This window comes from Clostridium sp. MSTE9 (assembly GCF_000277625.1).
GTDB lineage: Bacteria > Bacillota > Clostridia > Oscillospirales > Acutalibacteraceae > Faecalispora > Faecalispora jeddahensis.
In genome coordinates, this window is sequence record NZ_AKFU01000035.1 from 190,976 (window position 1) to 216,997 (window position 26,022).

A 26,022-nucleotide genomic window follows, 5' to 3' on the forward strand; every position below is an offset into this window, starting at 1 on the left:
AATGGAAAGGTGATTTCTATGGAGCCTAACGGGTCTAATCACGAGGAACTGATGTCGCCAATGGAAATTGACAGCATTGGCGAAATCATGAATATCAGCCTGGGGTCGTCTGCCACTACAGTTTCTACTTTGCTGGATCAGCGCGTGAATATTACCACACCCCGGGTAACCATCGTCACAGCGCAGGAATTTGAGTTCAAGGGCCTTGAGCCCGCCGTGGCAGTCGAAATCAATTATGTCAGCGGTTTGGACGGAACGAATGTGATGGTTCTCAAAGAATCGGACGTTCGCATTATTGTCGGGCTGCTGCTGCAGACAGAATACTCTGAGGAAGATTTTGTCCTGGACGAAATGAGCCTTGGTGCGATCTGCGAAGTTATGAATCAAATGATGGGCGCTTCGTCCACTGCGCTCTCGCAGCTTTTGAACCGCCCGATTAACATATCGCCGCCGGATTCTTTTAAAATAGAGAATCCCGAGCAGTTCAAGAAGAAATATTTTAACGACGACGAGCCGATTGTCACAATTCATTTCAATTTGATGATCGGAGAGTTGACAAATAGTGAATTCATCAGTATTATGAGCCTTGGCTTGGCAAAGGATTTAATTTCCAGCTTTGGGTTCGGCAGTTCCTCTTTGGAAAATACACCTGAGTCTGCACCGGTTCAGTCAGCGCCTCCTGCGGCGCCGGCCCCGGCAGCTGCGGCTCCTGTGGCATCCACGCCTCCTCCGGCAGCAGTACCCGCTCCGGCGCCGTATCCGGCTCAGCCGGCTTATGCAGCTCCGGCCGCGTATCATCCCGATCCGCAGGCAGGCTTTGTGCAAACGGCCTACGGTGTTCCGGCCGCGGCGTACAGTGCACCGCCTGTTCCCATGGCATCGCCGATGCAGCCCACGCCTGTCATCCGCGGCGGAAATATGCGCCAGCCCGAGAGCCCGTCATACGAGATCCAGAGCGCGTCGTATCAGAACTTCGACGAGCAGGAAACAGTATTGACCACCGATCAATCCAATAACCTGAACATGATTCTGTCGGTACCGCTTGAGGTAACGGTAGAAATCGGCAGTACCAAGCGTAAAATCAAAGAAATCCTCGATTTTACCGCCGGTACGATCCTGGAGCTGGACAAACAGGCCGGTTCACAGGTGGATATTTTTGTGAATGGTCAGCGGATTGCCAAGGGCGACGTTGTTGTTGTGGATGATTACTACGGAGTCCGTATTACTGAAATATCAAGTAATGTTGATATTATCAATGCTTTAAAATAAAGAATAAGGATTTCATCTTATAGGAGGAACGATCATGGGAAAGAAAATTATGCTGGTGGATGATGCTGCATTTATGCGGATGATGATTAAAGACACCTTGCAGAAGAACGGCTACACCGAAATTGTGGAGGCCGGCAACGGCGAGCAGGCTCTCGCAACTTACGCGGCTGAAAAGCCGGATTTGGTTCTGATGGACATCACCATGCCGGTGATGGACGGTCTGGAGGCGCTCCGCCGCCTCCGCGAGATGGACAGCAGCGCCAGGGTGGTTATGTGTTCGGCGATGGGCCAGGAAACCATGGTTGTGGACGCACTCAAGCTCGGCGCAAAGGATTTTATTGTGAAGCCCTTTAAGCCGGACCGTATCATGAAGACAGTTAACAGCATTTTAGGCTGATGCATATTCAAAGGGGGAGAGCGCATGGGTGACGACTTTTTCTCTTTGCTGTTCTCTCTGTTTGGCATAGCGATCATTCTGTTTGGCTGCTATGCGTTCAGCAAGTATGCCGCAAAGAAGATCAATACATTTTCCAATTCCCAGAATATTAAAATTCTGGAAAAGGTTCCTTTGTCGCAGGACAAAGGACTGGCCCTGGCGCAGATCTGCGGTAAGTATTACTTAATCGGCTTTTCCAGCCAGAGTATTGAAATTTTGCAGGAGCTTTCGGCCGATGAGCTGAAGCCGGAGGAAGAAAGCAGGCCGGCGGCCAGCTTTGTGAATCTGTTTCAGCAGGCCAGAAAAAACGGATGGAGCGTGAAATCGTTTGATGAGTTCAGGGGAGCCGAAGCCGGAAAAAGAAAAGGTAGAGGCCAAAACAGTGAAGACGAAGAGCCGTAAAAAAATTCTGGTAACGGCGCTGCTCTCGCTGGTGCTGATGGCTTTTCTCCCGATTCAGGCGTCCGCCGCCTCCACCGGAATCCAGATCAACGGCAACGGGGTAGATACGCTCGAGATGATCCAGATGTTTTTGATTCTGGCTCTCGCACCGTCCATTCTGATCATGACGACGTGTTTTACGCGGATCATCATCGTGCTGTCATTTCTGCGCAATGCGCTGGGCTTGCAGCAAACGCCCCCGAATCAGGTGCTGATCGGGATGGCCCTGTTCCTGTCGCTGTTCATCATGTCGCCGGTGCTCACGCAGATCAATGAGGACGCTTACCAGCCGTATAAAGAAGAGCAGATCACGCAGGAGCAGTTTGTTCAGAGGGCAGCTGTACCGATGAAGGAATTTATGCTCAAGCAGACCAAGAAGGATGATTTGAATCTGTTTTTGAACCTTTCCAAAACGGAAATCAAGTCCGCAGAGGAAGCGCCCCTTACGGTGGTGATTCCCGCGTTTATGACCAGCGAGCTGCGCCGGGCTTTCCTGATCGGTTTTCTGATCTTTATCCCGTTTTTGATCATCGACATGGTGGTTTCCAGCACGCTGATGTCCATGGGTATGATCATGCTGCCGCCTGCTATCATTTCTCTGCCGTTCAAGCTGCTGCTGTTCGTGCTGGTAGATGGCTGGGGCCTGCTGTTCAAGACTCTGGTCGCCAGCTTTAACATGTAGCGTTGGCGCCACACTATTCGGAAGGATTTTTATTTCATGACGACATCTGAGATTATCGGGGTATTTCAGGCGGCGATTCTCGCCACCATGAAGCTTGCGCTGCCGATTCTGGTTTCCAGCGTGCTGATCGGCCTTGTGATAGCGGTGCTTCAGGCGGCGACGCAGATTCACGAGCAGACGCTCTCGTTTGTTCCGAAGCTCTTGATCATCGCCGTGGTGCTGATTCTGCTGGGGCCGTGGATGATGGAGGTCATGAGCGATTTTGTTACTTACATTTTCAGCTTGATCGCAAGCCTGAATTAGGGACTGTTTGATCAACAAGTCCAAAAAAGGAGCAGAAAGGGTTCGGAATGTTAGATCTTGTCACTCTCAATTACAACGTAACTCTTTTGCTCCTGATTTTTATGCGTATGACGGGCTGTGTGGTATTCAGCCCGATTTTTGGGCGAACCAGCATCCCGGTGGTGATCCGGGTGGGCCTGACGCTCATGTTGTCACTGTTTTCCTATCAGCTTGTTCCAGTGCGGACGGTGGTGCTCCCGAGCTTTCTCATCTTTTTTGTCACCATGCTGCGCGAATTGCTGCTGGGCTTTCTGATCGGCTTTATCATTCAGATGTTTTTATCGGTGATTCTGATCAGCGGTGAAAATATGGACATGCAGATCGGTATCTCCATGTCGAAGATTTACGATCCGCAGAGCAACGTTTCCATGCCGATCTCCGGCTCCTTCATCAACGCGATGTTCTTTCTCCTCTTTTTTGCAACTGGTGCTCATCGAACGCTCATTCAGGTGTTTGTGCAGCTCTGTGTCATGGTTCCATATGGGGAGCTCGCCATCGATCGGCAGATTTTTTCCCATCTGGTGGAGCTGTTCCGCCTGATCCTGATCTACGCGGTGAAAATGTCGCTGCCGATCATGGCGTCGCAGCTGATTACGGAATTTGCGGTTGGTCTGGTCATGAAGGCCGTGCCCCGGCTGAACATTTTCATGATCAATATACAGATCAAGGTACTTCTGGGTTTTGGGATTCTCTTTCTGATGGCCGGGCCTTTGGCGTCCTTCCTTGAAAGGATGATCGACCTGATGTTTGATCAGATCGGCGGGGTTTACCGGATGCTGATGTAGCGTGGCGCCATTCCCGCTGATTCTGAAAGCGGTGCAAAAGGGGGGATGACAGTGCCGGACAGCAGTAAAACCGAAAAGGCGACCCCGAAAAAACGGGAAGACGAACGAAAAAAGGGTAATATCTTTCAAAGCACAGACATTGTCAGCGCTCTGAGCCTGCTGGTCATTTTTATGATTCTGCGCGCGACCCTGCCGCACTCCTACGAATTCATGCAGCAGTTTCTGACCCGCTATTTTTCCTACACCTCTTCGATGGACAGGATGACGCAGGCCACGGTCATCGATATTGCCAAGGACTGCACTGTGGCTATATTTTCTCTGGCGGGGCCGATCATGCTCGCCTCTATTGCGGCGGCGATTATCGGTACCGGCATACAGACGAAGCTGAAATTCTCGAAAGAAAAGATCAAGTTCAAATTCTCCAATATCAGCCCGCTGCAGGGGCTCAAACGTATTTTTTCCCTTCGCTCTGTGGTGGAGCTGTTTAAATCCATCATCAAAATCGCGATTATGCTCTATTTGCTGTACACCTCGCTTCTGAGCATTTCGAATGATTTTACAAAGCTGATGTTTGCGGATGTCTACCAGGGAGTTCTGTTTATTCTGCGCAACATCATGAGCATTGTTTTAAAGCTCTGCGTCGCGTTTATCGCGATCTCCGCGCTGGATTACCTGTACCAGTGGTGGGAATACGAGCGGAATATCCGCATGTCAAAACAGGATTTGAAAGAAGAATACAAGCAGATGGAGGGCGACCCGTTCGTCAAGAGCCAGCAGCGCGAGCGCCGCAGAAAAATGTCGATGCAGCGCATGATGCAGCAGGTTCCCATGGCGGATGTGATTGTCAGAAACCCAACGCATTTTGCCGTTGCCCTCCGCTATGACATAGAGAAAGACGCCGCCCCGGTGGTGGTGGCAAAGGGGCAGGACTATTCGGCGCTGCGCATTATCGAGATCGCCGAAAAACACCATATCCCCATGACGGAAAATAAGCCCCTGGCTCAGGCACTGTACCGAGAGGTAGAGGTAGACCGGCCCATCCCGGCGGAATATTATGTGGTTCTGGCAGAAATTATGGCTTGGGTGTATTCCATGAAAAGAGGTTCAGCAGATATTGAAGGTTCTAAATAACGTTATAACAGTTTTTGTTATCATTATTATCGCTTTTATCATCATACCTCTTCCCACATTCTTTTTGGACATGATGTTCATTCTGAACATTACCTTGTCGATTCTGATTTTGCTGATGACCATGTACGTGAAAAACTCGCTGCAGTTTTCGGTTTTTCCGTCCATGCTTCTCATTACGACGCTGTTCCGGCTTTCGCTGAACATTTCCTCCACGCGTCTGATCCTGAGGGAATCCGGCCATGCCGGGCAGGTGATTTCCACGTTCGGCACGTTTGTTCTGGGCGGTAATATCGTCATTGGCTTTATTATCTTTCTGATCATCGTTCTGGTCAATTTCCTCGTCATCACGAAGGGCGCGGAACGCGTTTCCGAAGTTTCGGCCCGTTTTAAATTGGATGCAATGCCCGGCAAGCAGATGGCGATCGACGCGGATTTAAGCTCCGGCCTGATTTCGGAGGAAGTCGCTCTGACCCGCCGCAACGACATTCAGCGCGAGGCGGAATTCTACGGCGCCATGGATGGTGCCACCAAGTTCGTCAAGGGCGATGCGATTGCGTCCATCGTCATTACGCTTATCAACTTTCTGGGCGGCACCATTATCGGTATGGTGCAGGGCGGGCAGGATTTCGGCACGGTGCTGACGACCTACACGATCGCCACCGTCGGTGAGGGCCTGGTCTCTCAGCTTCCCGCACTTCTGATCTCTACCGCTACCGGTATGATCGTCACCCGCGCGGCGTCCGATTCCAGCCTGAGCGTGGACGTGGCCCGCCAGTTCTCATCGCAGCCTTTGGTTCTGTTGATTTCCGGTGTCGCGATCTCCTTTCTCTGCCTGATTCCCGGAATGCCGAAGCTCCAGATTCTGCTGGTCGCCGGCACCATGATCACTCTTGGGATCGTGCTTCTCAGACACGCCCGACAGACGGAACAGGAGCAGGCGCTGGCTGTGGCAGGCGCAGGGCCCGGTGCGGCAGTTGGTGCTGAAGTGGAAGATGAAACCGCTTATTACAAGAATATTGATAACATATACGGTCTGCTGCAGATCGACCTGATCGAGATGGAGTTCGGGTACAGTATTATTCCGCTGGTCGATGAAAACAGCGGCAGCAGCTTTATCGACCGTCTGGTCACGTTCCGCAAGCAGTTTGCCGTTGAGATGGGCATGGTGATCCCGGCGGTGCGCCTGCGGGATAACGGGATGCTCAATCCCAATCAGTATGTGATCAAAGTCAAAGGGGAGGTCGTCAGCGAGGGTGAGGTTCTCATTGACTACTACCTGGCGCTGGACCCCGGCAACCTGACCGGCACGATCGACGGCATAGAGACCATTGAGCCCGCTTATGGAATCCCGAGCAAGTGGATCACTACCGACAAAAAGGAACTGGCGGAGATTTACGGCTACACGGTAATCGATCCCCTTTCCGTTGTCGTTACCCATCTGTCGGAAACGATCCGCAAGCATGCCTACGAGGTTCTCACTCGTCAGGATGCCATTCAGCTTCTGGAATCCGCGAAGAAGGCCGATTCCGCTCTGGTGGACGACGTGGTTCCGAATCTGGTGTCTTACAGCCGCCTGCAGAAGGTGCTGTGCGCCCTGCTCAAAGAGGGTGTGCCAATCCGCGACATGGAAACGATCCTCAGCACGCTTTCTGATTATGCCGCTACCGTGCGCGAAACAGAGGTTCTAACCGAATATGTGCGTCAGGCCCTGAAGAGAACCATCACCCGCAAATGGTCCGACGGCGGTCAGATCCGCGTCATTACGCTGGACAGCGAGGTGGAGCGCGTCATCGCAAATTCCATCAACCGCAACGATCAGGGCTCGTATCTGTCGATGGATCCCCAGACAACGCAGACGATTATTACGAAGCTGCTTGACAGCATCAAGAAGGTCAAGGCCGTTATCAATGTGCCGATCATCCTGACCTCGCCGGTGGTGCGCATTTATTTCAGCAAGCTGCTCGAGCAGTTTTATCCCGGCGCGGTGGTGCTTTCTTTCAGTGAACTGAATTCCGACGTGCAGATACAGGCCGTGGCGAATATTACTCTAGAGCCGTAAACCGGTGTTTATCAGACGATCGAACCCGATCAAGGAGGTGAAACAGCTGGATGGAACGAGTAATCACGAAGCAGAAAACGACGGAAGACCTGTGGGAAGAATACCTTCAAAATAAAGAGGAAGATGTCCGCAATACGCTTGTCATCCGCTATGGGTATATCGTCAAATGCATTGCCCTGAAAACAGTGGGAGCCTACCAGCATTTCACTTATATGGATGATCTGGTCAATGAGGGACTGATTGCCCTGCTGGACGCGGTGGAAAAATTCGACCCGGAAAAAAAGGTCAAATTCGAAACCTACGCCTCCATTAAGGTGCGCGGCGCGATGATCGATTACATACGCAAGCAGGATTGCTTTCCTCGGCGCCTGAAACGGATCGCCAAGAACATCAGCGATGCGGAAAACACGCTCAGCTATGAGCTGGGCCGTTATCCCACAGAAAGCGAAATGGCGGAGCATCTGAACGTTTCCGTTGAGGAGTACCAGAAAATGCAGGCCGAAACCTGTGCGCTCTCCATGCTTTCTTTTGAAGAGATGATCTACGAAAAAGGCGTGGAAGATGTGCGGTTCAGCGTATCCAACGATTCCATTCAGGGGCCCGAGCAGGTTGTAGCCGAAAAAGAGCTGCAGGTTGTTCTGGCGGAATACATTGAGAAGCTCAATGAAAAAGAGAAAATGGTCATTTCGCTTTATTATAAGGAACAGATGAAGATCAAAGAAATCTCGGCGGTCATGGGAATCAGCGACTCCCGCGTATCGCAGATTCACTCAAACGGATTAAAAAAGCTCAAGCGATTTTTGACGGAATACAATTCGTAAAGGAGACGATTCCTATGGAGAGAGGGTTTTACACACTGAGTTCCGGGATGCTGACCCAGTCCAGAAAGCTGACGGCGGTCAGTAATAACATTGCCAACGTAGAGACGGCCGGATATAAAAGGAACATTGTGACCTCTTCTACCTTCGGCAACCTGGTGATTCACCGCCTGAACAATCAGGGCGATGTGCCGATCGGTGAAATGAGCATGATGACTGCGGCGGATCAGACGAATGTGATTCATTCCGAAGGGAGCCTGAAGGAAACCGGCCGCACGCTGGATTTCGCGATTACGGGCGAAGGCTTCTTCGCGGTTCAGAAGGACAACGGATTGGTATATACCCGCAACGGCAGCTTTAATGTGGATGAAGAGGGCTACCTTGTCAGCCAAGACCTTGGCGGCCGCGTCATGGGCGCAAACGGCCCGATCCGCGTGGGAACAGACCAGTTTGATGCGGACGCGCAGGGGAATATCAGTGTTGGCGGCACTCAGGTTGGGTCTTTGGCTGTTTATCAGTTTGCGGATTACAATGACCTGAAATCTGCCGGGCAGGAATCCTTTACCGCAGCGGGAGGCGCTCAGCAGATGCAGTTCCCTCAGCTCAAGTGGAAATATGTAGAAGGCTCGAATGTAGACGCCGCTCAGGAAATGACCGACGCCATTGCAATTCAAAGAGGGCTTCAGACCTGCACGCAGGCGCTGAAAATGTACGATCAGATTTTATCCCGCACCGTGACGGAGATCGGCAAGATATAAGATCGGTTTCATCGAAAGCAGCGCTTTCGATGCGAAATGAGAAACGGGTTTATTCGGAAAAGGGGAGAGGTACCCATGATCAATTCATTTTATACGGCGGCCACCGGCACCATTCAGATGCAGAAGGGAATGGATGTAACGGCCAACAATATTGCAAATGTTTCCACCACCGGCTTTCAGGCGCAGAAGGGCGCCTTTGCCGATCTGGTGTATACCAATATCCATGCGGCTGAAGGAACGGATTCTGACCTCGTTTCCGGTCACGGGACGAAGCTCGCAAAGACAGATACCCTCTTTGCCGCCAGTGCGCTGGAAAACACCTCACGTTCCCTCGACTATGCTCTGCCGGAGGCGTATCAGTTTTTCGCCATTCGCTCCGGGGATACGGTAAAGTACACGCGCAACGGTAATTTCCATCTTTCCATGCAGGGGAACGCCAATTACCTGGTGTCTTCCGACGGCGGCTATGTACTGGGAGCGAACGGGCAGCCGATTCAGGTGACGGACGAGAGTGCGGCGGCCCCGGTGGGGGTGTTCACCTTCTCCAATTGTGACGGCCTGCAGAGAGAGGCCGGAACTTATTTTGTAGAGACAGAAGCCTCCGGCCAGGCTCAGGCGGTAAGGGACGCAGAGGTGCGGCAGGGATACCTGGAAAACTCCTCCGTGAGCCTGCCGGATGAAATGGCGACAATACTGGAAACGCAGCGTGCTTTCCAGCTCAACTCCAAAATGGTGCAGATTTCGGACGAAATTATGCAGACTGTCAACAGTCTGAGGTGATTTTATAGTCAATTCACTTTGAAAGCAGTTTTCCATAAGAACGGCAATTTCTTCCCTCATCGAAAACGGGGGAAGAAATCAACTGCTTTTTAAAGTGGCATTACTATATACTGTCAGAAAAGGGTGATGATTGTGTTTCCCAAGAGTTTGGCAAAGTTTTGGAACAAGAAAGAGAAGACAGATCAGGATGCGGTTCGATCCACGGAGGGCATGACAGAACAGCCCGAGGACCCTGACGAAGCCATACCGGCTTCCGAACCGGAACAGACGGCAGAACCGGAACAGGCCGCGGAGTCGGAACAGGCGGCAGAATCGGAGCAGCCCTCTGAACCGAAAGAGATGACCGCGCTGGATCACATCAGGGAGCTGGAGCAGCTTCTCGGCATGGAACCGGAAAAACAGGAAAACCAGGTTCCGGAACAAAAAGCACAGGGAGAGGTGCCAACAAAGAGTGACCCGTCCGCGGAGGAGTCCTCCGAACCTCCGATCCTCGATTTGAAGGTTTCTTCAAACGGCATGCGCGCTGTTTTAGAGGTCACACTTCATTCCCTGAACCAGAAGGTAACCCCCGAAGAAATTCTGGCGTTCTTAGAAAGGAAAAAGATTTCTTACGGGATTCTGGAGGAGGAGATTCGCGAGTATTGCAAACAGGCTAATTTTATGCAGTCTCTGGTGTGCGCGGTCGGAAAGCAGGTGCTGGACGAGAGCGACGGCCGCATCGAATATTATTTTGAAACCGATAAAGTGCTCCGCCCTATCCAGCGGAAAGACGGTTCCTTGGATTACCGGGAGCTTGGGCTGGTCAAAAACATTTCAAAGGGAGATTCTCTTTGCGCGTTGATACTGCCAAACCCGGGAAGCGACGGTATGGATGTTTTCGGCAAGGTTGTGCCTTATCACAAAGGGGCGGTACCTGTTTTGCCCATTGGTGTGAATACGCAGGCTTCTGAGGATGGACAAACACTGATTTCTATGGTGGACGGCACGATTGAAATGCTGCCGAATGCGATCAACGTCAATGAAATTTTTATTGTCAAGGGCGATGTTGGCAGGGATTCCGGTAACGTTTCCGCCAAGTGCTCGGTTCTGATCCAGGGCGACGTAAAGAGCGGATTTTCTGTCAGCGCTGGAGGCGATATCACGGTTCGCGGAATTGTGGAGCACGCACACCTCGAGGCCGGCGGGAACATCGTGATTTCCCAGGGAATGAACGGCGGGGGAAGAGGTAGCCTGAAGGCCGGCGGCAATATCTCCGGCAAATTCTTTGAGAATGCGATTCTGGATGCACAGCACGAAATCTATGCCAGCATTATCATGAACAGCGTTGTTCGTGCCGGCGGATCGCTGATTCTGAATAAGGATATCGCAACGTTAGCCGGCGGTGAATGTACGGTGGGTTGCGGTGTTTATGCAAAAAACGTTGGGAATCCATCCGGAAGTGTCACCAAAGTGCGAATTGAATCCCGGGAACTGAATGCTCTTTTAACGGAAAGCTCAAAAAAGCTGAAGAACCCCGAGGTTCTGCTCCATGAGTTGGACAATGCCCGCCGGGAAATGCGCGAATTTGAAGATCAGTTCGAGCGGCTGCATCAGCAGTTTATCCAGCAGCACCCGGAAGATGACGGCACAAAATTTGAGCAGGTGAACAAAGCGGCTGAAAAGAAGCGTATTCAGTTCTCCAAAAAGATTGAAGAGCTGGAAGAGCAGCATCAGCAGTCAGAAGCTTCTTTAAATTCCTTCCTGAGCTATTCCATCATTGCCAAAGGCATGGTATACCCGGGGGTGAAGATGGAGATTGCCGGTTATACCTATAATGTGATCAAAGAAACAAGCTGCGCAAAATTTTATCTTACATATGGCAAGATTGAGTGGCGGCCTGCGACGCCGACTGATACGCCGGATACCATTAAACATTAAACATTAAACCCATGAAAAACAGATTCCGCTTCCAGGGTAGCACAGCGTTCCTGAGGCGGCGAAAGGAGTTGGAATTTTATGTTGAGCATTGACGAATTAAATGAAATACATCTGGACGTACTAAGAGAAATCGGAAATATCGGCGCTGGAAATGCAGCTACATCGCTCTCTCAAATGCTGAACGCAGAAGTCAACATGTCTGTGCCCAAGGTGCGGATTCTGGATATCAGCGACGCGGCCACCGCTCTTGGCGGCCCGGAAAACCCGGTCGTCGGGATTCTGACAAAGATTTCGGGGGAAATTGACGGGCTGATGATGTTTATCGTCGGACAGTCCTTTGCGGGGGCCGTGCTGGAAAGCCTGCTCGGCGAAAAGCAGGTCAGCTATGCCGCTCTTACCGAGATGCAGCTTTCCGCTATTTCCGAGATCGGCAATATTATGATTTCGGCGTATCTCGGGTCCATCAGCACCTTGTCCCAAATGTCCATCAAATCCTCCGTTCCGGCCATTGCGGTAGATATGGTCGGCGCCCTGCTGAGTGTGCCTGCCATTGAAATGCGCACCGTTTCGGATAAAATCATCTTCATTCAAGAGGATTTTCTCAGCTCTGCGGATGATATTACCTCCAATATGATGCTGATTCCGAGCATGGAATCGCTGGATAGATTAATGCAGAAATTAGGGATCCAATTATGAGCAATATGATAACCATCGGCATTTCCGATATGAAAGTAGTGAAGGGTGGTGAGCAGCTTGTCACATATGCGTTAGGTTCCTGTGTGGGTATTTGCCTGTACGATCCTCTGCGCAAGGTTGGCGGTCTGGGTCACATTATGCTTCCCAAATACCCTGCGGGAAACCCGAAAGAAAACAAATATCGGTTTGCTGATACCTGTATCACTGAAATGCTTCGGGAAATGGAACGGCTGGGCGCTTCTCGCGCCCAGCTCACGGCCAAAATCGCCGGGGGCGCCAAGATGTTCGAGGTTTCGGGGGACTCGGCCTTCGGCAATATCGGCCAGAGGAATGTAATGGCTGTTCGTGCCATGCTGGCCTATGAGAAGATTCCCATCAAAGCGCAGGACACCGGCCTGAACTACGGCAGAACTTTATATTTTACAACGGATGACGGCGTGATGACAATCAAATCCTTTGCGAATGGCGTGAAGGTGTATTGATCCCGGCGAAAAAAGCTTTCTATAAAATCCTGTAACGCGGATTTTAAAGAAAGCTTTTTTCCTAATCAAATTCCATTTCAAATGATTGCATGACTTCTCATGCGGGCAACAAAAAAGAGGAAACGGAAGATCCGTTTCCTCAATCTGTATCTTTTCAGATCAGTCGCTGCTGAAGGGCAGCAAAGCGATATGACGGGAGCGTTTGATCGCAACGGTCAGTTCACGCTGATGATGTGCGCAGGTGCCGGTGACTCTGCGGGGCAGAATCTTTGCACGCTCTGAAATAAAGCGGCGCAGCTTCGCTACATCCTTATAATCGATGGTGTCGATCTTTTCTACGCAAAAACTGCAAACCTTTTTGCGTCCCTTACGTCCGCCGCGACGATTGTCGCGCTCGGGCCGATCGTTTCTATCAGCCATGCCAAAAGCCTCCTTTTCTCAATTCAAAAAATAAAGTAAATACGTGAGAAAATCAGAACGGCAGATCGTCGTCTGTCGGGATTTCCTCAAAATCACCTGTGTTTCCGCTGGTGTAGGCGGGGGCAGAGGGCATCGGCGCATCGGAACGGCTGTAAGAGCCATATCCGGGGCTCGGAGCTCCACCTTCGCGTTTGGACTCCGCAAAATGCACGTTATCCGCCACGATTTCAAAAGCCTTGCGCTTGTTTCCGTCCTTGTCCTGATAGCTGCGGGTTTGAATCGAGCCCTGAACTGCAATTAACTGTCCCTTGCGGAAGTACTTGCATACAAACTCCGCGGTAGAACGCCATGCGACGATATCGATAAAATCCGCCTGACGCTCCGCGCCGGACTTAACATAAGACCGATCCACCGCAATCGTGAAGCTGGTGACGGCAATGTCACTGGTAGTGTGACGAAGCTCAGGGTCAGCAACCAGCCTGCCCATTAATACAGCCACGTTGAGCATATCGATCACTCTCTTTCAGCAGTTTCAGTTTTCTGGACTTCAACAGCCTTTTTCGGCTTTTCTTTCTTTACTTCTTTTTTGACAATGAGAGAACGAAGAACTCCGTCGGTGATCTTGTAGATACGATCCAGTTCCGCGATGAAGTCGGGAGCGCTGGTGAAGCTGATCAGGGTGTAGTAACCCTCGGTCTGCTTCTCAATGGGATACGCAAAACGGCGTTTGCCCCACTCGTCCACAGAGTCGATCACAGCATTCTTTTCGATCAGAGTCTTAAACTTCTGAACATTTGTCTGAACTGCCTCTTCACCCTGTGTTGTAGACAGAATGAATACGGTTTCGTAAGAATTTTTTACATCTGGCATTTTAATTGCACCTCCTTCTGGACTTTGGCCCCAGCAGGACGCTGGAGCAAGGATTATGAAAAGCGCTGCCCGGTTGGGGCAGGCCTAACAGATTAATTATATCAGCGAGGTTAAGGGGAGTCAAGCTATTTTTTCGCTCCGCAAGAATTTACTGGAAAAGTGATTCTTTCAAATAACGTGAATCAGAGAAAATCAAGCGATTATTCTCAAGCGATGGCATATCCCGCTTTTTATAAAGTATCTGCAATTTCCTTGATATACTTGCGAAAGCCTTCTCCAACCTCCGGATGCTCCAGCGCCACTTCCACCGTAGCCTGCAGAATGCCGAGCTTATTGCCCATATCGTAGCGTTTGCCGGTGAACTCCACCGCGGTCATCCCCACGGTTTGGGCCAGCACGCGCATGGCGTCGGTCAGCTGGATTTCTCCGCCGCTTCCGGGCGGGGTACGGTCAAGAATATCGAAAATCTCCGGCGGCAGCACGCAGCGCCCCAGAATGGAGTAGTACGAAAACACCTTATCGGGCGAGGGCTTTTCAATCATGTCGGTGCAGCGGAACAGGCGGTCGCGAACCGGTTCCACCTTCAGCGAGCTGTATCGGCCGATCACCTCGGGTGATACCTCGTTTACCCCCAGCACGCCCTTGCCGAATTCCTCATAGGCGCGGATCAGCTGGCCGCAGGCCGGGTCTTTTCCGATGATCACGTCGTCACCGTAAAGTACGGCAAACGGTTCGTTCCCAATAAAGGAGCGCGCACAGTTTACCGCGTGCCCAAGGCCGCGGGTTTCCTTCTGGCGTACAAAATAAATATTGGCCAAACGGGAAATCTCCACAATACTGTTGAGGACAGCTTCTTTATTAGCGCCGCCCTTCGCCAGATGGGCCTCCAGCTCCGGAGCGCGGTCAAAATGGTCTTCAATCAGCCCTTTGCCGCGATTGGTAATGATCAAAATATCGGTAATGCCGGAATGAACGGCTTCCTCCACAATATACTGGATTGCCGGCTTATCCACAATGGGCAGCATTTCTTTCGGCATGGACTTTGAGACAGGAAGAACACGTGTGCCAAGCCCCGCGGCGGGGATGACAGCCTTCGTTATTTTCACAGAATTCCCTCCTACCGGTTATAATGAATAGAATAATTTTAGAATTAGATAACCCGCATCTAAAATAGGTAGCGGGTATTTCCCTCTTCGAGTTTCAAGGTTCTCTCAGCCGTCGGCAACTTGTTGCCATTCACGGCGTGAGGTTGTTATAACGAGAATGAAATGGCTAATCATTTTACCCTCAAAATAACGACATATCCCCGTTCGAGGTTCTTATACAAAGAAATTCGGAAGATAAATAATAATAGAATAGCAGATGAGAAGGCATAAAGCCAGCGAAACATTCACGCCGCCGTTTTCCTGCAGCGCTTTGTCGTACTCGGCTGCTATAGGGTATTCTGTTTTCAGCTTGCGGATACCTTCCACACAGTGCCGGTAATACAAACGGTTGCCTGCAAAACCGCAGTACATCATAATACCAGCCTGAATCAAAAGCGTAAGCAGAGGGGTGAACAGCAGGATAATGCTGCCCGGGTCAAGCAGGTATACAAGCTCAGTGACTTTCATCAGCTCTTCATAAGAAGGGTATACGCTGGTGCTCACTCCCGCCTGCTCATACAGCTTCATCAGCAGGGGAGAGGAATAGTTCAGGGACACAAATGTGCTGATGACAAACAGAGCGGCCATCCACGCGGTAATGATCGTGCCGATCCGATACATTTTGCGGTACAGCATCCATCCGCCTGAGAACAAAAAGGCCGAAAAACTGAAATGCCCACGGTTTGTCCTCTTTTTATGGAAGAAAACCGAAAGAAAATAAGAGGAATTGTTCTGAACAAATTTCGCGATTTCCCCGGCAGTGATGTCGTCCTCGATCGGTTCGTCGGCCCGGATGGTAATGGGCGAAAAGGGGTTCGGCGCACTCTGGTACGGCGAATCGCCCTGCGCGGGGTCGAAAGGCGCATTGGGCGGGATGGGGCTGCCCGGATTCTGATACCCCGAATTCTGGTATGGATTCTGGTAGCCAGGCGGATCATTCCGGAAGGGCACCTGACCCTGGTGAGACGGCGAAGCCGTGTCCGACCGGTTCAGAGAAGAACCGCACCGGCTGCAGAACAGCGCGTCCGACGGATTATTTCTGCCGCAAACCGGGCATACAATCTCTGAATCCTTTTTAGGGGCGGCAGAATCCTCCGCGGGGGGAGTCCAGTATGTTCCGGTATTGTGCGTATCTGAAAACAGGCATTTGCCCTCTTTTTCATAACAGTGCCGATGGTAAGGCGCCCCGCAATCCGGGCAGACAACAATGTCATCGTCAGCCTGAAAGGGAATGCCGCAGACCGGGCATTTGATGCCAGTATACTTCATGCTTGAAAGCCTCCTGTAATAGATCGCCGGTGATCCATCCCCGGCGAGAGGATCTTTATATCCTTAATACAATTATTGTACCTAATTCTGCCGGAAACTGCAATCATTTCTTGCATAAGTTTTCAGTACGTTCACAGACTGACCAGGGGCAGAAAGATGGTTTTTCTTTACATTTGACCAAAAATAACTTATAATATTTTATTATTGTGCAGAAACAAAACTTTGATTTGTGATAGAAGGATGGTACGGATGCTGCAATTTGAGGAATTAAGGCTGGCGCTGGAAAAGCTCAGGCCGGACATTAACGACCTGGCGGATGCGCTTGGGCTGCAGGGCATGAAGGAAGAGATTTCGCAGCTGGACGAGCGGGCCGCGATGCCTGGTTTTTGGGACGACATGGAGCGTTCCCAGAAAATCCTTCAGCGTTCCAGCATGCTGAAGAATAAAATCGCTAATTATGAAAAACTGTGTTCTTCTCTGGAGGATGCGCTGGCTCTGGTAGAGCTGGCGGATGAAGCCGAGGATCTCTCTTTGCTGCCGGAGGCACAGCAGGAATACCAGAAAATACAGACGGAGCTGGAAGCGATTCGCCTGACGACCCTGCTCAAGGGGGAATACGACGCCAAGAACGCGATCTTAACCTTTCACGCGGGCGCGGGCGGAACAGAGGCGCAGGACTGGGCCTCGATGCTGTACCGCATGTACTGCCGCTGGGCGGAGCGCCATGGCTTTCAGGTCAAAACGCTGGATTATCTGGATGGGGAAGAAGCCGGCTTGAAGAGTGCTTCCATTTTAATTGAAGGCATAAACGCATACGGCTTTTTAAAGAGTGAGGCGGGTGTTCACCGTTTGGTGCGCGTGTCTCCCTTTGATGCGTCGGGCCGCCGCCATACTTCTTTCGCTTCGCTTGAGGTCATGCCGGAAATCGACAGCGATACCTCTGTGGAGATCAGCCCCGATGATATTGAAATGCAGGTATACCGCGCGAGCGGCGCGGGCGGACAGAAGGTCAACAAGACCTCCTCGGCCGTGCGTCTGACGCATAAGCCCACCGGCATCGTTGTTTCCTGCCAGGTGGAGCGCAGCCAGTACCAGAACCGCGATGTCGCGATGAAAATGCTGATTTCAAAGCTCGTTGAGATCAAAGAACGCGAGCATTTGGAAAAGATTGAGGATATTAAGGGCGATCAGAAGGAAATTGCCTGGGGCAGCCAGATCCGCTCTTATGTTTTCATGCCCTATACGCTGGCGAAGGATCACCGCACCGGCTTTGAAATGGGCAATATCTCCGCCGTGATGGACGGCGATCTGGATGGCTTTATCAACGCATATCTCAAGGCGCAGAATCTTGGCACATTGGGAGAAAACATCGAGTAAACAGGGGGCCGTGTCTTGTCTTTTGTGAAATCTAAGATGAATTCCCTGAAGAAGAACCAGTTTTTAAAAAACGTAGCGGTTCTCACCGGCGGCACAGCCGTGGCGCAGGTATTGCTGCCTTTTGCATTTATGCCGATTTTGGGGCGGCTTTACGGGCCGGAGCTTCAGGGTATTTATGGTATCTATGTGTACATCACCAGTATTACGCAGCAAATCGCCTGCTTCCGTTATGATTACGCCATTGTCGTGGCGGATAGTGATGAGGAGGCAGGCGGTGCCTTTGTGCTCAGCGCTTTGCTGGCAGTTTTGTTTTCGGCACTGTTAGGGCTGATCATGTGGCCGTTTATTCCGCAGATCGGCACGCGCTTTCACCTGACGGGCGGTGCAGAAAACACTTTATGGATGGTTCCGCTGACAACATTAATCTGCGGCCTGACCACTGCGCTGAACTATTTTAATGTAAGGCATGAAAAGTATAAAGTAATTTCGGCTTCTAATATTATTCGTGTTTCCGTGATGATTGCGACCCAGCTTGTTTTGGGCTATCTTGGCGCGGGATATTGGGGCATGATTATTGGGCAGTTCCTTTCCTATTTCTTTGGTAACTTCCGTATGGTGATGACCCTCAAAGGGCGGATTCACCGTTATATGTTCCGCCTGCCTTTTTTAAAGAAGATTGCGCGTAAAAATGTGGCGTACCCCAAATATATGTTGCCCAGTGCCATCGCGAACAGCCTTTCGATGAATATGACGGGCCTGTTTGTTCAGATGCAGTTCGGCGGAATAATGAATGGCTATTACAGCCAGATTAACCGTCTGCTGGGTAATCCGCTTACACTGGTTTCCAGCGCGGTGTCCCAGGTGTTCCTGCGGGGCGCCTCGGCGGACAAGCACAACGGGGAAAAGCTGAGCAAGACCTTTTCTACGGTGACAAAATGGCTGACCATTTTGTCTATTTTCCCCTTCGGCTTCCTTTTGCTGTGGGGCGATCCGATTATTCCCTTGTTCCTCGGTCCGGAGTGGAAGCCGATTCCAGAATACCTGAAATATCTGATCCCGCTGTTCATGGTGCGGTTTGTTGTAACACCTTTGACCAACAGTGCAATTGCACTCGGGCGGCAGAAGGCCACGATGGTCTGGCAGTTCTTCCTGCTGCTGACCGTGTCAATCCCGTCGCTGCTCACCTTTGTGATCCCCATGACGTTTGAACAGTATCTGCTGGCCGCATCCTTGCCGATGGCCGGTGCTTATCTGATTTTTTACCGCTTCTGCCAGACGATTGTCAGAAATGCAAAATAAGTAAAATGTGGAGAGGTAACTGAAATGCAACAAAAACAGAGTAAGCTGCGCCTGAAAGAGCGCTTCAGACAGATGACAGGCTACATGAAAAGCAACAAGCCTTTCTCCTACACGCTGGCCTTGCTGCTGGTTTCCCTGTTTTTTCTGGGGGTCAACACGTATCAGAATGTTTACAACGTTCTGATGAATGACGACGTGATCAATGAAGACGCCGTTAAGATTGAATTCCACGATAAAAACCTGGAACGCGAGGTGCGTAATCTGCTCGAGCGCCCTAAGGATGACATTTACGATGTGGATGTAGAGAAGATCAGTATTCTGACGATTCAGAATGTGCCGGTGAAGGATATTCAGGATTTGAAATACTTTAAGGGCCTTTCCAAGCTGACGATTTCTTCCGCAAAGATCACTGATGTCAGCGCGCTGAAGGATATTCCGTATCTCAAAGAACTTGACCTCTCCAGCAATCAGATTGCAGACGTCACTCCGCTGGGGCAGATCAATACCCTGCAGCGTCTGACACTGGCGGGCAACTATATTCGCGATATGTCTCCGCTGTACTCGCTGAAAAACCTGACGGAACTGAATCTGTCCGGCAACTCGATCATCGGCGTCACCTCGGATATCACAAAGCTGACGAATCTGAAAAGCCTGAATCTGTCTCGCAACCGCATTACCGATAACAGCGTTTTTTCGGGGATGCCGCAGCTGAATATTCTGAATCTTACCTCCAACCGCATCATGGTGGCCAAGCCCCTGACCGGTATGGATCAGTTGTACGAGTATTCTCTGGAGAGCAACTCTTTGACCACAATCGGTGATTTGGGCGATCTTCCTGTGCTGGAAAAGCTCAGTGTGGCGTCTAACTGTTTAACGGACATCAACTTTGCCTCAAAATATCCCTGGCTGCTGGAGCTGACGATCAGCCTGAACAACATTTCCTCCCTGGAGCCGCTGAAAAACAACACCGAGCTTCAGGTGCTGAAAATGCAGTACACCGACATCAAGGATGTTTCCATTCTGGAAAAGCTGCCGCAATTCAACTCCATTTTCCTGGATCCCGAATTCGACCGTTCGAAAATCCGCTTCTTGCAGGGCCGTTTCCGCAATGGCGACCTGCTGACAAAACAATATCTGCTGAACGAAAAATATGGCTTTGAGGAGACCGACGAATGATCTGGAAAGAGCTTATCGTTGTCCTTGGCCTTTTGATTTCGCTGATCTTGTTTAAAAAGGCATCGGCAACACTGAATATTGGAAAAATCAATCTGCTTTCTTATACGATGTACCTGTTTTTGCTGCAGACGTATATCGGTGCCGCCATGGTGTATCTGGGGGATCACAATCACTACACGATGAAGTATATTACGGTCGACAGCAGCTTTGACCTGATGTTCTACAGCGTTCTGCTTTCCGCGATTCTGTTCCCGCTGACCATCATCGTGCTTTACCAGTGCTTTCATATCGACATCAAGCAGCGCTACAAAAGCTATTTGAAAAAGTCGGTTGAGGTAAAGCATGAGAGACTGGCCTTTTACGCGATTTCAGGCATCGGGTTTATCTGCTGTGTGCTGCTTCTGATCTATATCATCAAGATCGGCTATTTCCCCTTGCTGCGCTTGGTGCGCACTCCGGCCGGCTTTGAGTTCGGCGTGGAGCGTCAGCGGATTTCGCAGATCGTGATCGTCAACAGCTACGTCAAAAACCTTTTGCTGGGGCTGTTTCTGCCGCTGCTGTCTTATGTCGCGTTTGCCTACGCAGTGGTACTCAAAAAATTCTGGTGGTGGGCCCTTACCGCTGTGCTGGTAGGCTCGGCCATTGTTTCCGCGACCATCAATTTTGAGAAATCCCCGGTGCTGTTCTACCTGTTCGTGCTGCTCCTGATCCTCATGTATGAGCGCGGCGGCATCTCCCGCAGGGTGGTGTTCGGTTTCGGCGCCGCTATGGCTCTGTTCATCGTATTTATTTATGGGCGGATGGGGTACAGCTTTACCTCCGGCGACAGCAACTTTTATAACGGCCCGATCGGCCGCACGCTGTTTACCCAGGTGGGCACGCTGACGATGCACTTTGACTTGTTCCCGACGATCTTCCCGTTTCTGCATGGCCGCAGCCTGTCGCCGACGGCGATGCACCTGTTGGGCATCGACGGGAGCTATGTCCGTTCCGCCAAGCTGGTCATGGATTTTTACGGTTCCGAAAAAGTGTACGACGGTACCGGCGGTGTGATGAACGCCTTTTATATCGGCGAGGCCTACGCGAATTTCGGCTTCTGGGGGATGGTTCTCTCCATCGTGTATATGGGGCTTGTGATGGGCGTTCTGTTTTATGCGTTTACCCGTCTGCGTAAAACCCCTTATCAGCTGGCACTGACCGCGATGCTCACCAGCCGCCTGGCGCTGGCGACACAGGGCGGGTTCGTAGACTTTATTTACAATTTTCAAACCTATCTTCTGTTGTTCTTCCTGGTGGCCGGGCATTTCGCTCCTTGGATCTGGGAACGCCTGTCGCCCCGTGCGCCGGCGGGCCTGATCAAGCTGTTGGATCGTCTCGAGGGAAAAGAAAAGAAGGCGGCGGGAAAATCATGACGATTTTATACCTGACTTATATTGATTTAGGGGATTTCCAGTCCGGCTCGTCCGTTCGCCCGCAGATGATGTATGAGGCGTTTCTGTCTCTTGGCTGCGAGGTCAAGCTCTTACAGGCGCAGCAGAACCGCCGCGAGCAGCGCCGCCATGCGGTGGAGGAGATCAACCGCTGGCTCGATACAAACCGGCCCGACTTTTGTTATGTAGAGAGCCCCTCCGGCCCGATTTTTCATGCCTTTGACCGAAAGCTTATCCATCGGGTACACAAAAAGGGGATTCCCGTCGGGTATTTTTACCGGGATGCCGCTTTCCGTTTTGACGAGGTGTTCATCCCCGGCAGAAAGAGCCTCAAGCAGCACGTGATTGCGTGGATGTCGGAGCGCGATGTGCGGTTTCTCAAAAAGAATACGGACCTTGTTTACCTGCCTACCGAGAGCATGGAGCAGTATTTTGATTTTCCGCATGTGGCATTTCTGCCGCCTGCCTGTATGGGCAGCCGCGGCAATAAGCTGGGGAAGCTTCCCGGCAAGCGCAGCATTTATGTGGGCGGAGTCTCAAAGCGCTACGGTACGGACACCTTGCTGAAAGCCTTTGATCTGCTCAATGGGGACGGGGCCGAGTTCCCGCTCACGCTGGTCTGCCGTCCGCAGGGAGTTGCCTATATTGAAGAGAAGGTTCGGAACAAGCCCTGGCTGAAGCTGGTACATGCTTCCGGCGCAAAAGAGCTGGCTCCGCTGTATGAGCAGGCGGATTTGGCCCTCTATCCCATTGAAAAGAATGCGTATAACGACTTTGCGTTCTCCGTCAAGCTGATGGAATACCTGGAATACGGCCTGCCGATGGTGGCGGTAAACTGTACGGAAACCGAAAAGTTTATCCAGAAATATTCGCTGGGGCTCGTGTGCGAAAACGATCCCACGGATTTTGCAGAGAAAGTATCCGAGCTGCTCAGAGATACCGAGCTGTATGCCCACTGTGCGAAAAATGCCGCACAGGCGGTGCAGGGAAACCTCTGGACAGACCGGGCAAAAACCGTCCTTGCAGATTTGGGCGGCAGTCAGGGGGAGAAGCAGGCATGAAAATAGCGTTTGTGTCGGCGGCCAGCTCCAGCCATACGGTCAAGTGGGTGAACGCCCTGTGTAAAAGAGGGCATAAGGTACGGCTGTATTCGCTGCCGGAGCATGAAAATCGCCAGAAAAACCTGAATCCTGAGGTAGAAGTAGTATATCTGGGCAAGAGCGGATTTGCCGGGTATTTTTTGAACGGCGGTGAGCTTCGCCGTGATCTGGCGGACTTTGCGCCCGATGTCATCAACGCCCATTATGCCAGCGGCTACGGTACGCTGGTTCGTATGGCACGCTCGCACCCGCTGGTGCTGTCTGTGTGGGGCAGCGACGTGTATGAGTTTCCGCTGAAAAGCCCGGTGCATAAGTTTCTGGTAGCCGGTAACCTGAAGGCCGCGGATGTTGTGGCTTCTACCAGCGAGGTGATGGCCGATCAGGTGCGTCGTGTCTTTGGGGAACAGCGCAAAATCTGGATTACCCCTTTCGGCGTGGACTGTTCGCAGTTTTCTCCGCAGCCGCAGGAGCATGACGGCTTTTGCGTCGGTGCGGTGAAAGCGCTGGAGGATGTCTACGGCATGGATGACCTGATCCGCGCGTTCGCGCTGTTTGTGCAGAAAGCACCGCCGGGCTCGTATTCCCTGAAGATTTACGGGAAAGGCAGCCGGCAGGAGGCGCTGCAGCAGCTGATCGATTCACTTGGTCTTTCTGAGTCCGCGAGTCTGTGCGGTGTGATTCCTAATCCGCAGGTGCCGAAGGTGTTGAGCAGTATGGATGCGGTCTGTCTGCCGAGCCGTTCCGAGAGCTTCGGTGTTTCGGCTGTAGAGGCGATGGCCTGCGGCGTTCCCGTGGTGGCCAGCAATGTAGACGGCTTTTTAGAGACTGTGGAGGATGGCGTCACCGGCTTTCTGGCTCCCTGCGGGGATGTGGAAGCACTGGCAGAGCATCTGCTGAGACTCTGTCAGGATACCGCGCTGCGCAGCCAGATGGGCGAGGCGGGCCGTGAGCGGGTACTTCGTCTGTTTGATTTTAAAAAGAATGTGGAGCAGATGGAGCAGGTTTACGAAGCCGCGATTGCAGAACATAAAAAAGGACTGTAAATGGGCCTCTGAAAAACATACAAACCATTGAAATTGCGCAGCCGCGAAGTTGTTTTACAATTTTATGGCTGCGCAATTTTTTCGGCAGTTTAAAAAAGCTTTAGCGCAAAATAAACCCCCGGTTTTACCGGGGGAATTAGAAATCTTTAGATACAAGAAAGCCTCCTTTTGCTAAAATAGATGTGGTCTGCCAACCGCACCAAAAGCAAAAGGAGGCTTTGTCGCGTGAACGACATACAAAGTTTATCACATTCTAAGTGGCGATGCCAGTACCATATCGTATTTGCACCAAAATATCGAAGAAAAGAGGTGTATGGAAAGCTAAAAGCAGATATCGGGCAAATATTGCGAAAGCTGTGTGAACAAAAGAGTGTCGAGATAGTGGAAGCGAATGCATGCGCGGATCACATACATATGCTGGTATGTATCCCGTCAAGCCTGAGTGTAGCGCAGTTTATGGGTTTTCTGAAAGGGAAGAGCAGCCTGATGATCTTCGACAGACATGCAAACCTGAAGTACAAGTATGGCAGTCGTCATTTCTGGTGTAGGGGCTACTATGTGGATACGGTAGGCCGCAATAAAAAAGCAATAGCAGAATACATCAAGAATCAATTAGAGGAAGATATAGCGTCAGACCAGATATCATTCAAAGAGTACACGGACCCGTTTACGGGTAGCAAGAATACGAAGGCATAAAAACAGGCCGCTTTAGCGGCGGCCCGTAATAGTAATGCGGTTGGCGGACTATTCGATGCCCCTTGAGGGGCTGTGCCTGTAATAAGCCCTTTTAGGGCTGGTGCATACCACCAGTTGAACTGGTGCTTTTGATTTTATTCTCTGTGGCTTTGGAATTTCCCCGAAAGCTTAGCCTGCTGCAAAATATGTCCTTCCATTTTGCGGAGGAGGTCTTGTTTTCTGCTGTCTGAGGCCAAATCGATTTGGCAGTCCAGAACGAAAACGGTAAATACATAGGTGTGAATGGATCGCAGCGGCGGTTTCGGCCCCTTGTATCGGTTTCTGCCGTAAGCGATACCCTGTATGGCGCCGCCGAAGGAAGCAACAGTCCCGCCACGCGGTATTCCTTCTGGAATAACGGTCTGTACCGGCAGATTCCAAATCACCCAGTGGTTATAGTTCGGAAAAATAGGGTGCGACGCATCGTCGAGGGTAATTGCAATGGATTTTGCATTGGGGTCGATGCCTTCTATTTCAAAATCCGGAGACAGATCGTCTTCCCGGGCTGTATACCGTTCGGGAATCCAGGCTCCTTCCGCAAATGCACTGCTTTTGATTTTGAGCGTTTCCATACCATATCCTCCTGATATTAAGTATCATCGGATGAAACCTCTGATGTAAAGTTCGTAGTGGATAAACAGTCCATGTCGCAGAACCGGCTCTGAAGCTCCTGAAAGAATCTTGAAATATGGAATCCATCCATCAGCGCGTGGTTGACCAGCACGGTTACCGGAATTTTGATTCTTCCCTCGGTCTGAAAATGTTTTCCCCAGGTAATGCGCGGGTTGCTGTCGGCAGGGGCCGGTACTGGCTGAACGAGTGCGGTGTAGCTTGCCCAGGGAAGGGTAGAGATGAAAAACAGCTGTTCTTCGTCCCCGCAATCCTCAATTCCCGCCGCTTCCTGCGCCTTTTTCTGCCTGTGCTTTGCATCAAGAAGATATTCCTGAAAGGGCAGGCGCTCATCCGCAGTACAGTAGCAATAGCTCCCGTTTTCCGCCGCAAGTGTATAGGAGGGAATGCAGTGGTCAAATTCAATGATTTTGTCTTGCCGGATCCGCTGACGAAATTCAGGGATCGCGTTTGCCGTACCGGTTACAAGGTACAGCAGTGTCAGAAAAAAGGGCCAGCCGTTTTCTTTGATGCAATCCATGAGCTCCGTAATATCAAGAGGAACCGTCATTCCGGCATAAGGGTAAGCCATGTTGCGGAAATAATCGAATTGCCCCCGGCGCGGGTAGTGTTCCATATCAAGATAATGATAATTCATGGTTCTCTCTCCTTATCGGGTAAGAAAACCGCTGGCTCTCATCCGAATATTGCTCCATCCCCTTGAGGGGAAGAGAGAAAGCAGATGAAAGCCAGCAGTTCAGATGTTTCGGCACGCGAAAACACTTGCTTTCATTTGTCAAAGTGTTCGCCGCGCAAATGAATTTTCTTAGCAGAAAGACGAGCCGTTGGAACAGGCTGGCTTTATTCTAGGGGCTTGTATATTGTCAGGCGGTTTCTCATTGGCTGTACCTATTAACATCCGTTTTGAAATACCAATGTACGCCTGACTCCTT

Annotated in this window: 28 protein-coding genes; 21 read left to right on the plus strand and 7 right to left on the minus strand. The window is 51.1% G+C overall.

Features of this window, described 5'->3' with window-relative positions; translation table 11 throughout:
• Nucleotides 1-18: 18 nt before the first annotated feature.
• From fliY to HMPREF1141_RS09785, 14 genes are all read left to right on the plus strand, one after another.
• Entirely contained in the window at nucleotides 19-1,269 is a 1,251-nt protein-coding gene (fliY, locus tag HMPREF1141_RS09720) for a flagellar motor switch phosphatase FliY (RefSeq protein ID WP_081488004.1), read from the plus strand.
• A 34-nt stretch (nucleotides 1,270-1,303) separates the two neighbouring features.
• A complete protein-coding gene (locus HMPREF1141_RS09725) occupies nucleotides 1,304-1,666 on the plus strand; it encodes a response regulator (RefSeq protein WP_009063593.1) in 363 nt (120 codons plus the stop codon).
• A gap of 24 nt (nucleotides 1,667-1,690) precedes the next feature.
• Nucleotides 1,691-2,107 carry a flagellar biosynthetic protein FliO gene (locus HMPREF1141_RS09730; RefSeq protein ID WP_009063996.1) on the plus strand — a complete coding sequence of 139 codons (417 nt, stop codon included), beginning with the start codon at nucleotides 1,691-1,693 and terminating at the stop codon, nucleotides 2,105-2,107.
• Nucleotides 2,037-2,828 carry a flagellar type III secretion system pore protein FliP gene (gene fliP, locus HMPREF1141_RS09735; RefSeq protein WP_347475937.1) on the plus strand — a complete coding sequence of 264 codons (792 nt, stop codon included), beginning with the start codon at nucleotides 2,037-2,039 and terminating at the stop codon, nucleotides 2,826-2,828. Before HMPREF1141_RS09730 ends, fliP begins: the two co-directional genes overlap by 71 nt.
• A 36-nt stretch (nucleotides 2,829-2,864) precedes the next feature.
• Entirely contained in the window at nucleotides 2,865-3,131 is a 267-nt protein-coding gene (gene fliQ / locus HMPREF1141_RS09740; protein WP_009063977.1) for a flagellar biosynthesis protein FliQ, read from the plus strand.
• 47 nt (nucleotides 3,132-3,178) lie between these two features.
• Complete coding sequence (locus tag HMPREF1141_RS09745; protein ID WP_009063970.1) at nucleotides 3,179-3,955, plus strand: flagellar biosynthetic protein FliR; 777 nt, start codon at nucleotides 3,179-3,181, stop codon at nucleotides 3,953-3,955.
• Between the two features lie 45 nt (nucleotides 3,956-4,000).
• On the plus strand, nucleotides 4,001-5,086 hold the full coding sequence (gene flhB, locus HMPREF1141_RS09750) for a flagellar biosynthesis protein FlhB (protein ID WP_035316886.1): 1,086 nt from the start codon (nucleotides 4,001-4,003) through the stop codon (nucleotides 5,084-5,086).
• The gene (gene flhA, locus HMPREF1141_RS09755) at nucleotides 5,070-7,145 is read left to right on the plus strand and encodes a flagellar biosynthesis protein FlhA (RefSeq protein ID WP_009063754.1); all 2,076 of its coding nucleotides are present in this window, start codon (nucleotides 5,070-5,072) and stop codon (nucleotides 7,143-7,145) included. Before flhB ends, flhA begins: the two co-directional genes overlap by 17 nt.
• A gap of 50 nt (nucleotides 7,146-7,195) precedes the next feature.
• Complete coding sequence (locus HMPREF1141_RS09760; protein WP_009064210.1) at nucleotides 7,196-7,966, plus strand: FliA/WhiG family RNA polymerase sigma factor; 771 nt, start codon at nucleotides 7,196-7,198, stop codon at nucleotides 7,964-7,966.
• Between the two features lie 14 nt (nucleotides 7,967-7,980).
• Nucleotides 7,981-8,721, plus strand: a complete 741-nt coding sequence (locus HMPREF1141_RS09765) for a flagellar hook-basal body complex protein (RefSeq protein WP_009063859.1) — start codon at nucleotides 7,981-7,983, stop codon at nucleotides 8,719-8,721.
• Nucleotides 8,722-8,796: 75 nt separating this feature from the next.
• A complete protein-coding gene (locus tag HMPREF1141_RS09770; protein ID WP_009063930.1) occupies nucleotides 8,797-9,501 on the plus strand; it encodes a flagellar hook-basal body protein in 705 nt (234 codons plus the stop codon).
• A 126-nt stretch (nucleotides 9,502-9,627) separates the two neighbouring features.
• Complete coding sequence (locus HMPREF1141_RS09775; protein ID WP_009064099.1) at nucleotides 9,628-11,418, plus strand: FapA family protein; 1,791 nt, start codon at nucleotides 9,628-9,630, stop codon at nucleotides 11,416-11,418.
• 78 nt (nucleotides 11,419-11,496) lie between these two features.
• Nucleotides 11,497-12,114, plus strand: a complete 618-nt coding sequence (locus HMPREF1141_RS09780) for a chemotaxis protein CheC (protein ID WP_009064325.1) — start codon at nucleotides 11,497-11,499, stop codon at nucleotides 12,112-12,114.
• Nucleotides 12,111-12,596, plus strand: coding sequence for a chemotaxis protein CheD (locus HMPREF1141_RS09785; RefSeq protein WP_035316888.1), 486 nt, complete (start codon nucleotides 12,111-12,113; stop codon nucleotides 12,594-12,596). Before HMPREF1141_RS09780 ends, HMPREF1141_RS09785 begins: the two co-directional genes overlap by 4 nt.
• A 159-nt stretch (nucleotides 12,597-12,755) precedes the next feature.
• On the opposite strand, the gene rpsR is transcribed toward HMPREF1141_RS09785, so the two are convergent.
• The 5 genes from rpsR to HMPREF1141_RS09810 all read right to left on the minus strand — a co-directional run bounded on the left by rpsR (nucleotide 12,756) and on the right by HMPREF1141_RS09810 (nucleotide 16,300).
• Nucleotides 12,756-13,016: a 30S ribosomal protein S18 gene (gene rpsR / locus HMPREF1141_RS09790; protein WP_009064239.1), complete on the minus strand. Its 261-nt coding sequence runs from the start codon at nucleotides 13,014-13,016 to the stop codon at nucleotides 12,756-12,758.
• A gap of 52 nt (nucleotides 13,017-13,068) precedes the next feature.
• Nucleotides 13,069-13,524, minus strand: coding sequence for a single-stranded DNA-binding protein (gene ssb / locus HMPREF1141_RS09795; RefSeq protein ID WP_009063460.1), 456 nt, complete (start codon nucleotides 13,522-13,524; stop codon nucleotides 13,069-13,071).
• A 5-nt stretch (nucleotides 13,525-13,529) separates the two neighbouring features.
• A complete protein-coding gene (rpsF, locus tag HMPREF1141_RS09800) occupies nucleotides 13,530-13,886 on the minus strand; it encodes a 30S ribosomal protein S6 (protein ID WP_009063597.1) in 357 nt (118 codons plus the stop codon).
• A 230-nt stretch (nucleotides 13,887-14,116) separates the two neighbouring features.
• Nucleotides 14,117-14,992, minus strand: coding sequence for a UTP--glucose-1-phosphate uridylyltransferase (locus HMPREF1141_RS09805; RefSeq protein ID WP_009064336.1), 876 nt, complete (start codon nucleotides 14,990-14,992; stop codon nucleotides 14,117-14,119).
• A 213-nt stretch (nucleotides 14,993-15,205) separates the two neighbouring features.
• Nucleotides 15,206-16,300 carry an RING finger protein gene (locus HMPREF1141_RS09810; protein WP_009064047.1) on the minus strand — a complete coding sequence of 365 codons (1,095 nt, stop codon included), beginning with the start codon at nucleotides 16,298-16,300 and terminating at the stop codon, nucleotides 15,206-15,208.
• 249 nt (nucleotides 16,301-16,549) lie between these two features.
• Between HMPREF1141_RS09810 and prfB the strand changes: the two genes are divergently transcribed.
• The 7 genes from prfB to tnpA all read left to right on the plus strand — a co-directional run bounded on the left by prfB (nucleotide 16,550) and on the right by tnpA (nucleotide 24,421).
• Nucleotides 16,550-17,677, plus strand: coding sequence for a peptide chain release factor 2 (prfB, locus tag HMPREF1141_RS09815; RefSeq protein WP_009063670.1), 1,128 nt, complete (start codon nucleotides 16,550-16,552; stop codon nucleotides 17,675-17,677).
• A 24-nt stretch (nucleotides 17,678-17,701) separates the two neighbouring features.
• Nucleotides 17,702-18,976 (plus strand): oligosaccharide flippase family protein, encoded by a 1,275-nt coding sequence (locus tag HMPREF1141_RS09820; protein WP_242824595.1) that lies wholly within the window; start codon nucleotides 17,702-17,704, stop codon nucleotides 18,974-18,976.
• Between the two features lie 24 nt (nucleotides 18,977-19,000).
• Nucleotides 19,001-20,152 (plus strand): leucine-rich repeat domain-containing protein, encoded by a 1,152-nt coding sequence (locus tag HMPREF1141_RS09825; protein ID WP_009063997.1) that lies wholly within the window; start codon nucleotides 19,001-19,003, stop codon nucleotides 20,150-20,152.
• On the plus strand, nucleotides 20,149-21,564 hold the full coding sequence (locus HMPREF1141_RS09830; RefSeq protein WP_009063437.1) for an oligosaccharide repeat unit polymerase: 1,416 nt from the start codon (nucleotides 20,149-20,151) through the stop codon (nucleotides 21,562-21,564). The genes HMPREF1141_RS09825 and HMPREF1141_RS09830 overlap by 4 nt, the downstream gene beginning before the upstream one ends.
• The gene (locus HMPREF1141_RS09835; protein ID WP_009063663.1) at nucleotides 21,561-22,643 is read left to right on the plus strand and encodes a glycosyltransferase; all 1,083 of its coding nucleotides are present in this window, start codon (nucleotides 21,561-21,563) and stop codon (nucleotides 22,641-22,643) included. Before HMPREF1141_RS09830 ends, HMPREF1141_RS09835 begins: the two co-directional genes overlap by 4 nt.
• Nucleotides 22,640-23,725, plus strand: a complete 1,086-nt coding sequence (locus HMPREF1141_RS09840) for a glycosyltransferase (RefSeq protein WP_009063985.1) — start codon at nucleotides 22,640-22,642, stop codon at nucleotides 23,723-23,725. The genes HMPREF1141_RS09835 and HMPREF1141_RS09840 overlap by 4 nt, the downstream gene beginning before the upstream one ends.
• Before the next feature lie 180 nt (nucleotides 23,726-23,905).
• Entirely contained in the window at nucleotides 23,906-24,421 is a 516-nt protein-coding gene (gene tnpA, locus HMPREF1141_RS09845) for an IS200/IS605 family transposase (protein ID WP_051044295.1), read from the plus strand.
• Nucleotides 24,422-24,555: 134 nt separating this feature from the next.
• Here the strand turns inward: tnpA and HMPREF1141_RS09850 are convergent, their stop codons facing one another.
• Nucleotides 24,556-25,032 carry a YbhB/YbcL family Raf kinase inhibitor-like protein gene (locus HMPREF1141_RS09850; protein ID WP_009063892.1) on the minus strand — a complete coding sequence of 159 codons (477 nt, stop codon included), beginning with the start codon at nucleotides 25,030-25,032 and terminating at the stop codon, nucleotides 24,556-24,558.
• A 17-nt stretch (nucleotides 25,033-25,049) separates the two neighbouring features.
• Nucleotides 25,050-25,727 carry a CatA-like O-acetyltransferase gene (locus HMPREF1141_RS09855; protein WP_009063703.1) on the minus strand — a complete coding sequence of 226 codons (678 nt, stop codon included), beginning with the start codon at nucleotides 25,725-25,727 and terminating at the stop codon, nucleotides 25,050-25,052.
• Between the last annotated feature and the right edge of the window lie 295 nt (nucleotides 25,728-26,022).

Bases quoted from the DNA above. Each gene is read 5' to 3' on its own strand.
- HMPREF1141_RS09730 (WP_009063996.1), top strand. From the start codon at position 1,691: ATGGGTGACGACTTTTTCTCTTTGCTGTTCTCTCTGTTTGGCATAGCG.
- HMPREF1141_RS09810 (WP_009064047.1), bottom strand. From the start codon at position 16,300: ATGAAGTATACTGGCATCAAATGCCCGGTCTGCGGCATTCCCTTTCAG.
- HMPREF1141_RS09725 (WP_009063593.1), top strand. From the start codon at position 1,304: ATGGGAAAGAAAATTATGCTGGTGGATGATGCTGCATTTATGCGGATG.
- rpsF (WP_009063597.1), bottom strand. From the start codon at position 13,886: ATGCCAGATGTAAAAAATTCTTACGAAACCGTATTCATTCTGTCTACA.
- rpsR (WP_009064239.1), bottom strand. From the start codon at position 13,016: ATGGCTGATAGAAACGATCGGCCCGAGCGCGACAATCGTCGCGGCGGA.
- HMPREF1141_RS09825 (WP_009063997.1), top strand. From the start codon at position 19,001: ATGCAACAAAAACAGAGTAAGCTGCGCCTGAAAGAGCGCTTCAGACAG.
- HMPREF1141_RS09765 (WP_009063859.1), top strand. From the start codon at position 7,981: ATGGAGAGAGGGTTTTACACACTGAGTTCCGGGATGCTGACCCAGTCC.
- HMPREF1141_RS09855 (WP_009063703.1), bottom strand. From the start codon at position 25,727: ATGAATTATCATTATCTTGATATGGAACACTACCCGCGCCGGGGGCAA.
- HMPREF1141_RS09850 (WP_009063892.1), bottom strand. From the start codon at position 25,032: ATGGAAACGCTCAAAATCAAAAGCAGTGCATTTGCGGAAGGAGCCTGG.
- HMPREF1141_RS09780 (WP_009064325.1), top strand. From the start codon at position 11,497: ATGTTGAGCATTGACGAATTAAATGAAATACATCTGGACGTACTAAGA.
- HMPREF1141_RS09760 (WP_009064210.1), top strand. From the start codon at position 7,196: ATGGAACGAGTAATCACGAAGCAGAAAACGACGGAAGACCTGTGGGAA.
- fliP (WP_347475937.1), top strand. From the start codon at position 2,037: ATGAGTTCAGGGGAGCCGAAGCCGGAAAAAGAAAAGGTAGAGGCCAAA.
- HMPREF1141_RS09840 (WP_009063985.1), top strand. From the start codon at position 22,640: ATGAAAATAGCGTTTGTGTCGGCGGCCAGCTCCAGCCATACGGTCAAG.
- ssb (WP_009063460.1), bottom strand. From the start codon at position 13,524: ATGCTCAACGTGGCTGTATTAATGGGCAGGCTGGTTGCTGACCCTGAG.
- HMPREF1141_RS09775 (WP_009064099.1), top strand. From the start codon at position 9,628: ATGATTGTGTTTCCCAAGAGTTTGGCAAAGTTTTGGAACAAGAAAGAG.
- fliY (WP_081488004.1), top strand. From the start codon at position 19: ATGGAGCCTAACGGGTCTAATCACGAGGAACTGATGTCGCCAATGGAA.
- flhB (WP_035316886.1), top strand. From the start codon at position 4,001: ATGACAGTGCCGGACAGCAGTAAAACCGAAAAGGCGACCCCGAAAAAA.
- prfB (WP_009063670.1), top strand. From the start codon at position 16,550: ATGCTGCAATTTGAGGAATTAAGGCTGGCGCTGGAAAAGCTCAGGCCG.
- fliQ (WP_009063977.1), top strand. From the start codon at position 2,865: ATGACGACATCTGAGATTATCGGGGTATTTCAGGCGGCGATTCTCGCC.
- tnpA (WP_051044295.1), top strand. From the start codon at position 23,906: ATGTGGTCTGCCAACCGCACCAAAAGCAAAAGGAGGCTTTGTCGCGTG.
- HMPREF1141_RS09770 (WP_009063930.1), top strand. From the start codon at position 8,797: ATGATCAATTCATTTTATACGGCGGCCACCGGCACCATTCAGATGCAG.
- HMPREF1141_RS09835 (WP_009063663.1), top strand. From the start codon at position 21,561: ATGACGATTTTATACCTGACTTATATTGATTTAGGGGATTTCCAGTCC.
- HMPREF1141_RS09830 (WP_009063437.1), top strand. From the start codon at position 20,149: ATGATCTGGAAAGAGCTTATCGTTGTCCTTGGCCTTTTGATTTCGCTG.
- HMPREF1141_RS09785 (WP_035316888.1), top strand. From the start codon at position 12,111: ATGAGCAATATGATAACCATCGGCATTTCCGATATGAAAGTAGTGAAG.
- HMPREF1141_RS09745 (WP_009063970.1), top strand. From the start codon at position 3,179: ATGTTAGATCTTGTCACTCTCAATTACAACGTAACTCTTTTGCTCCTG.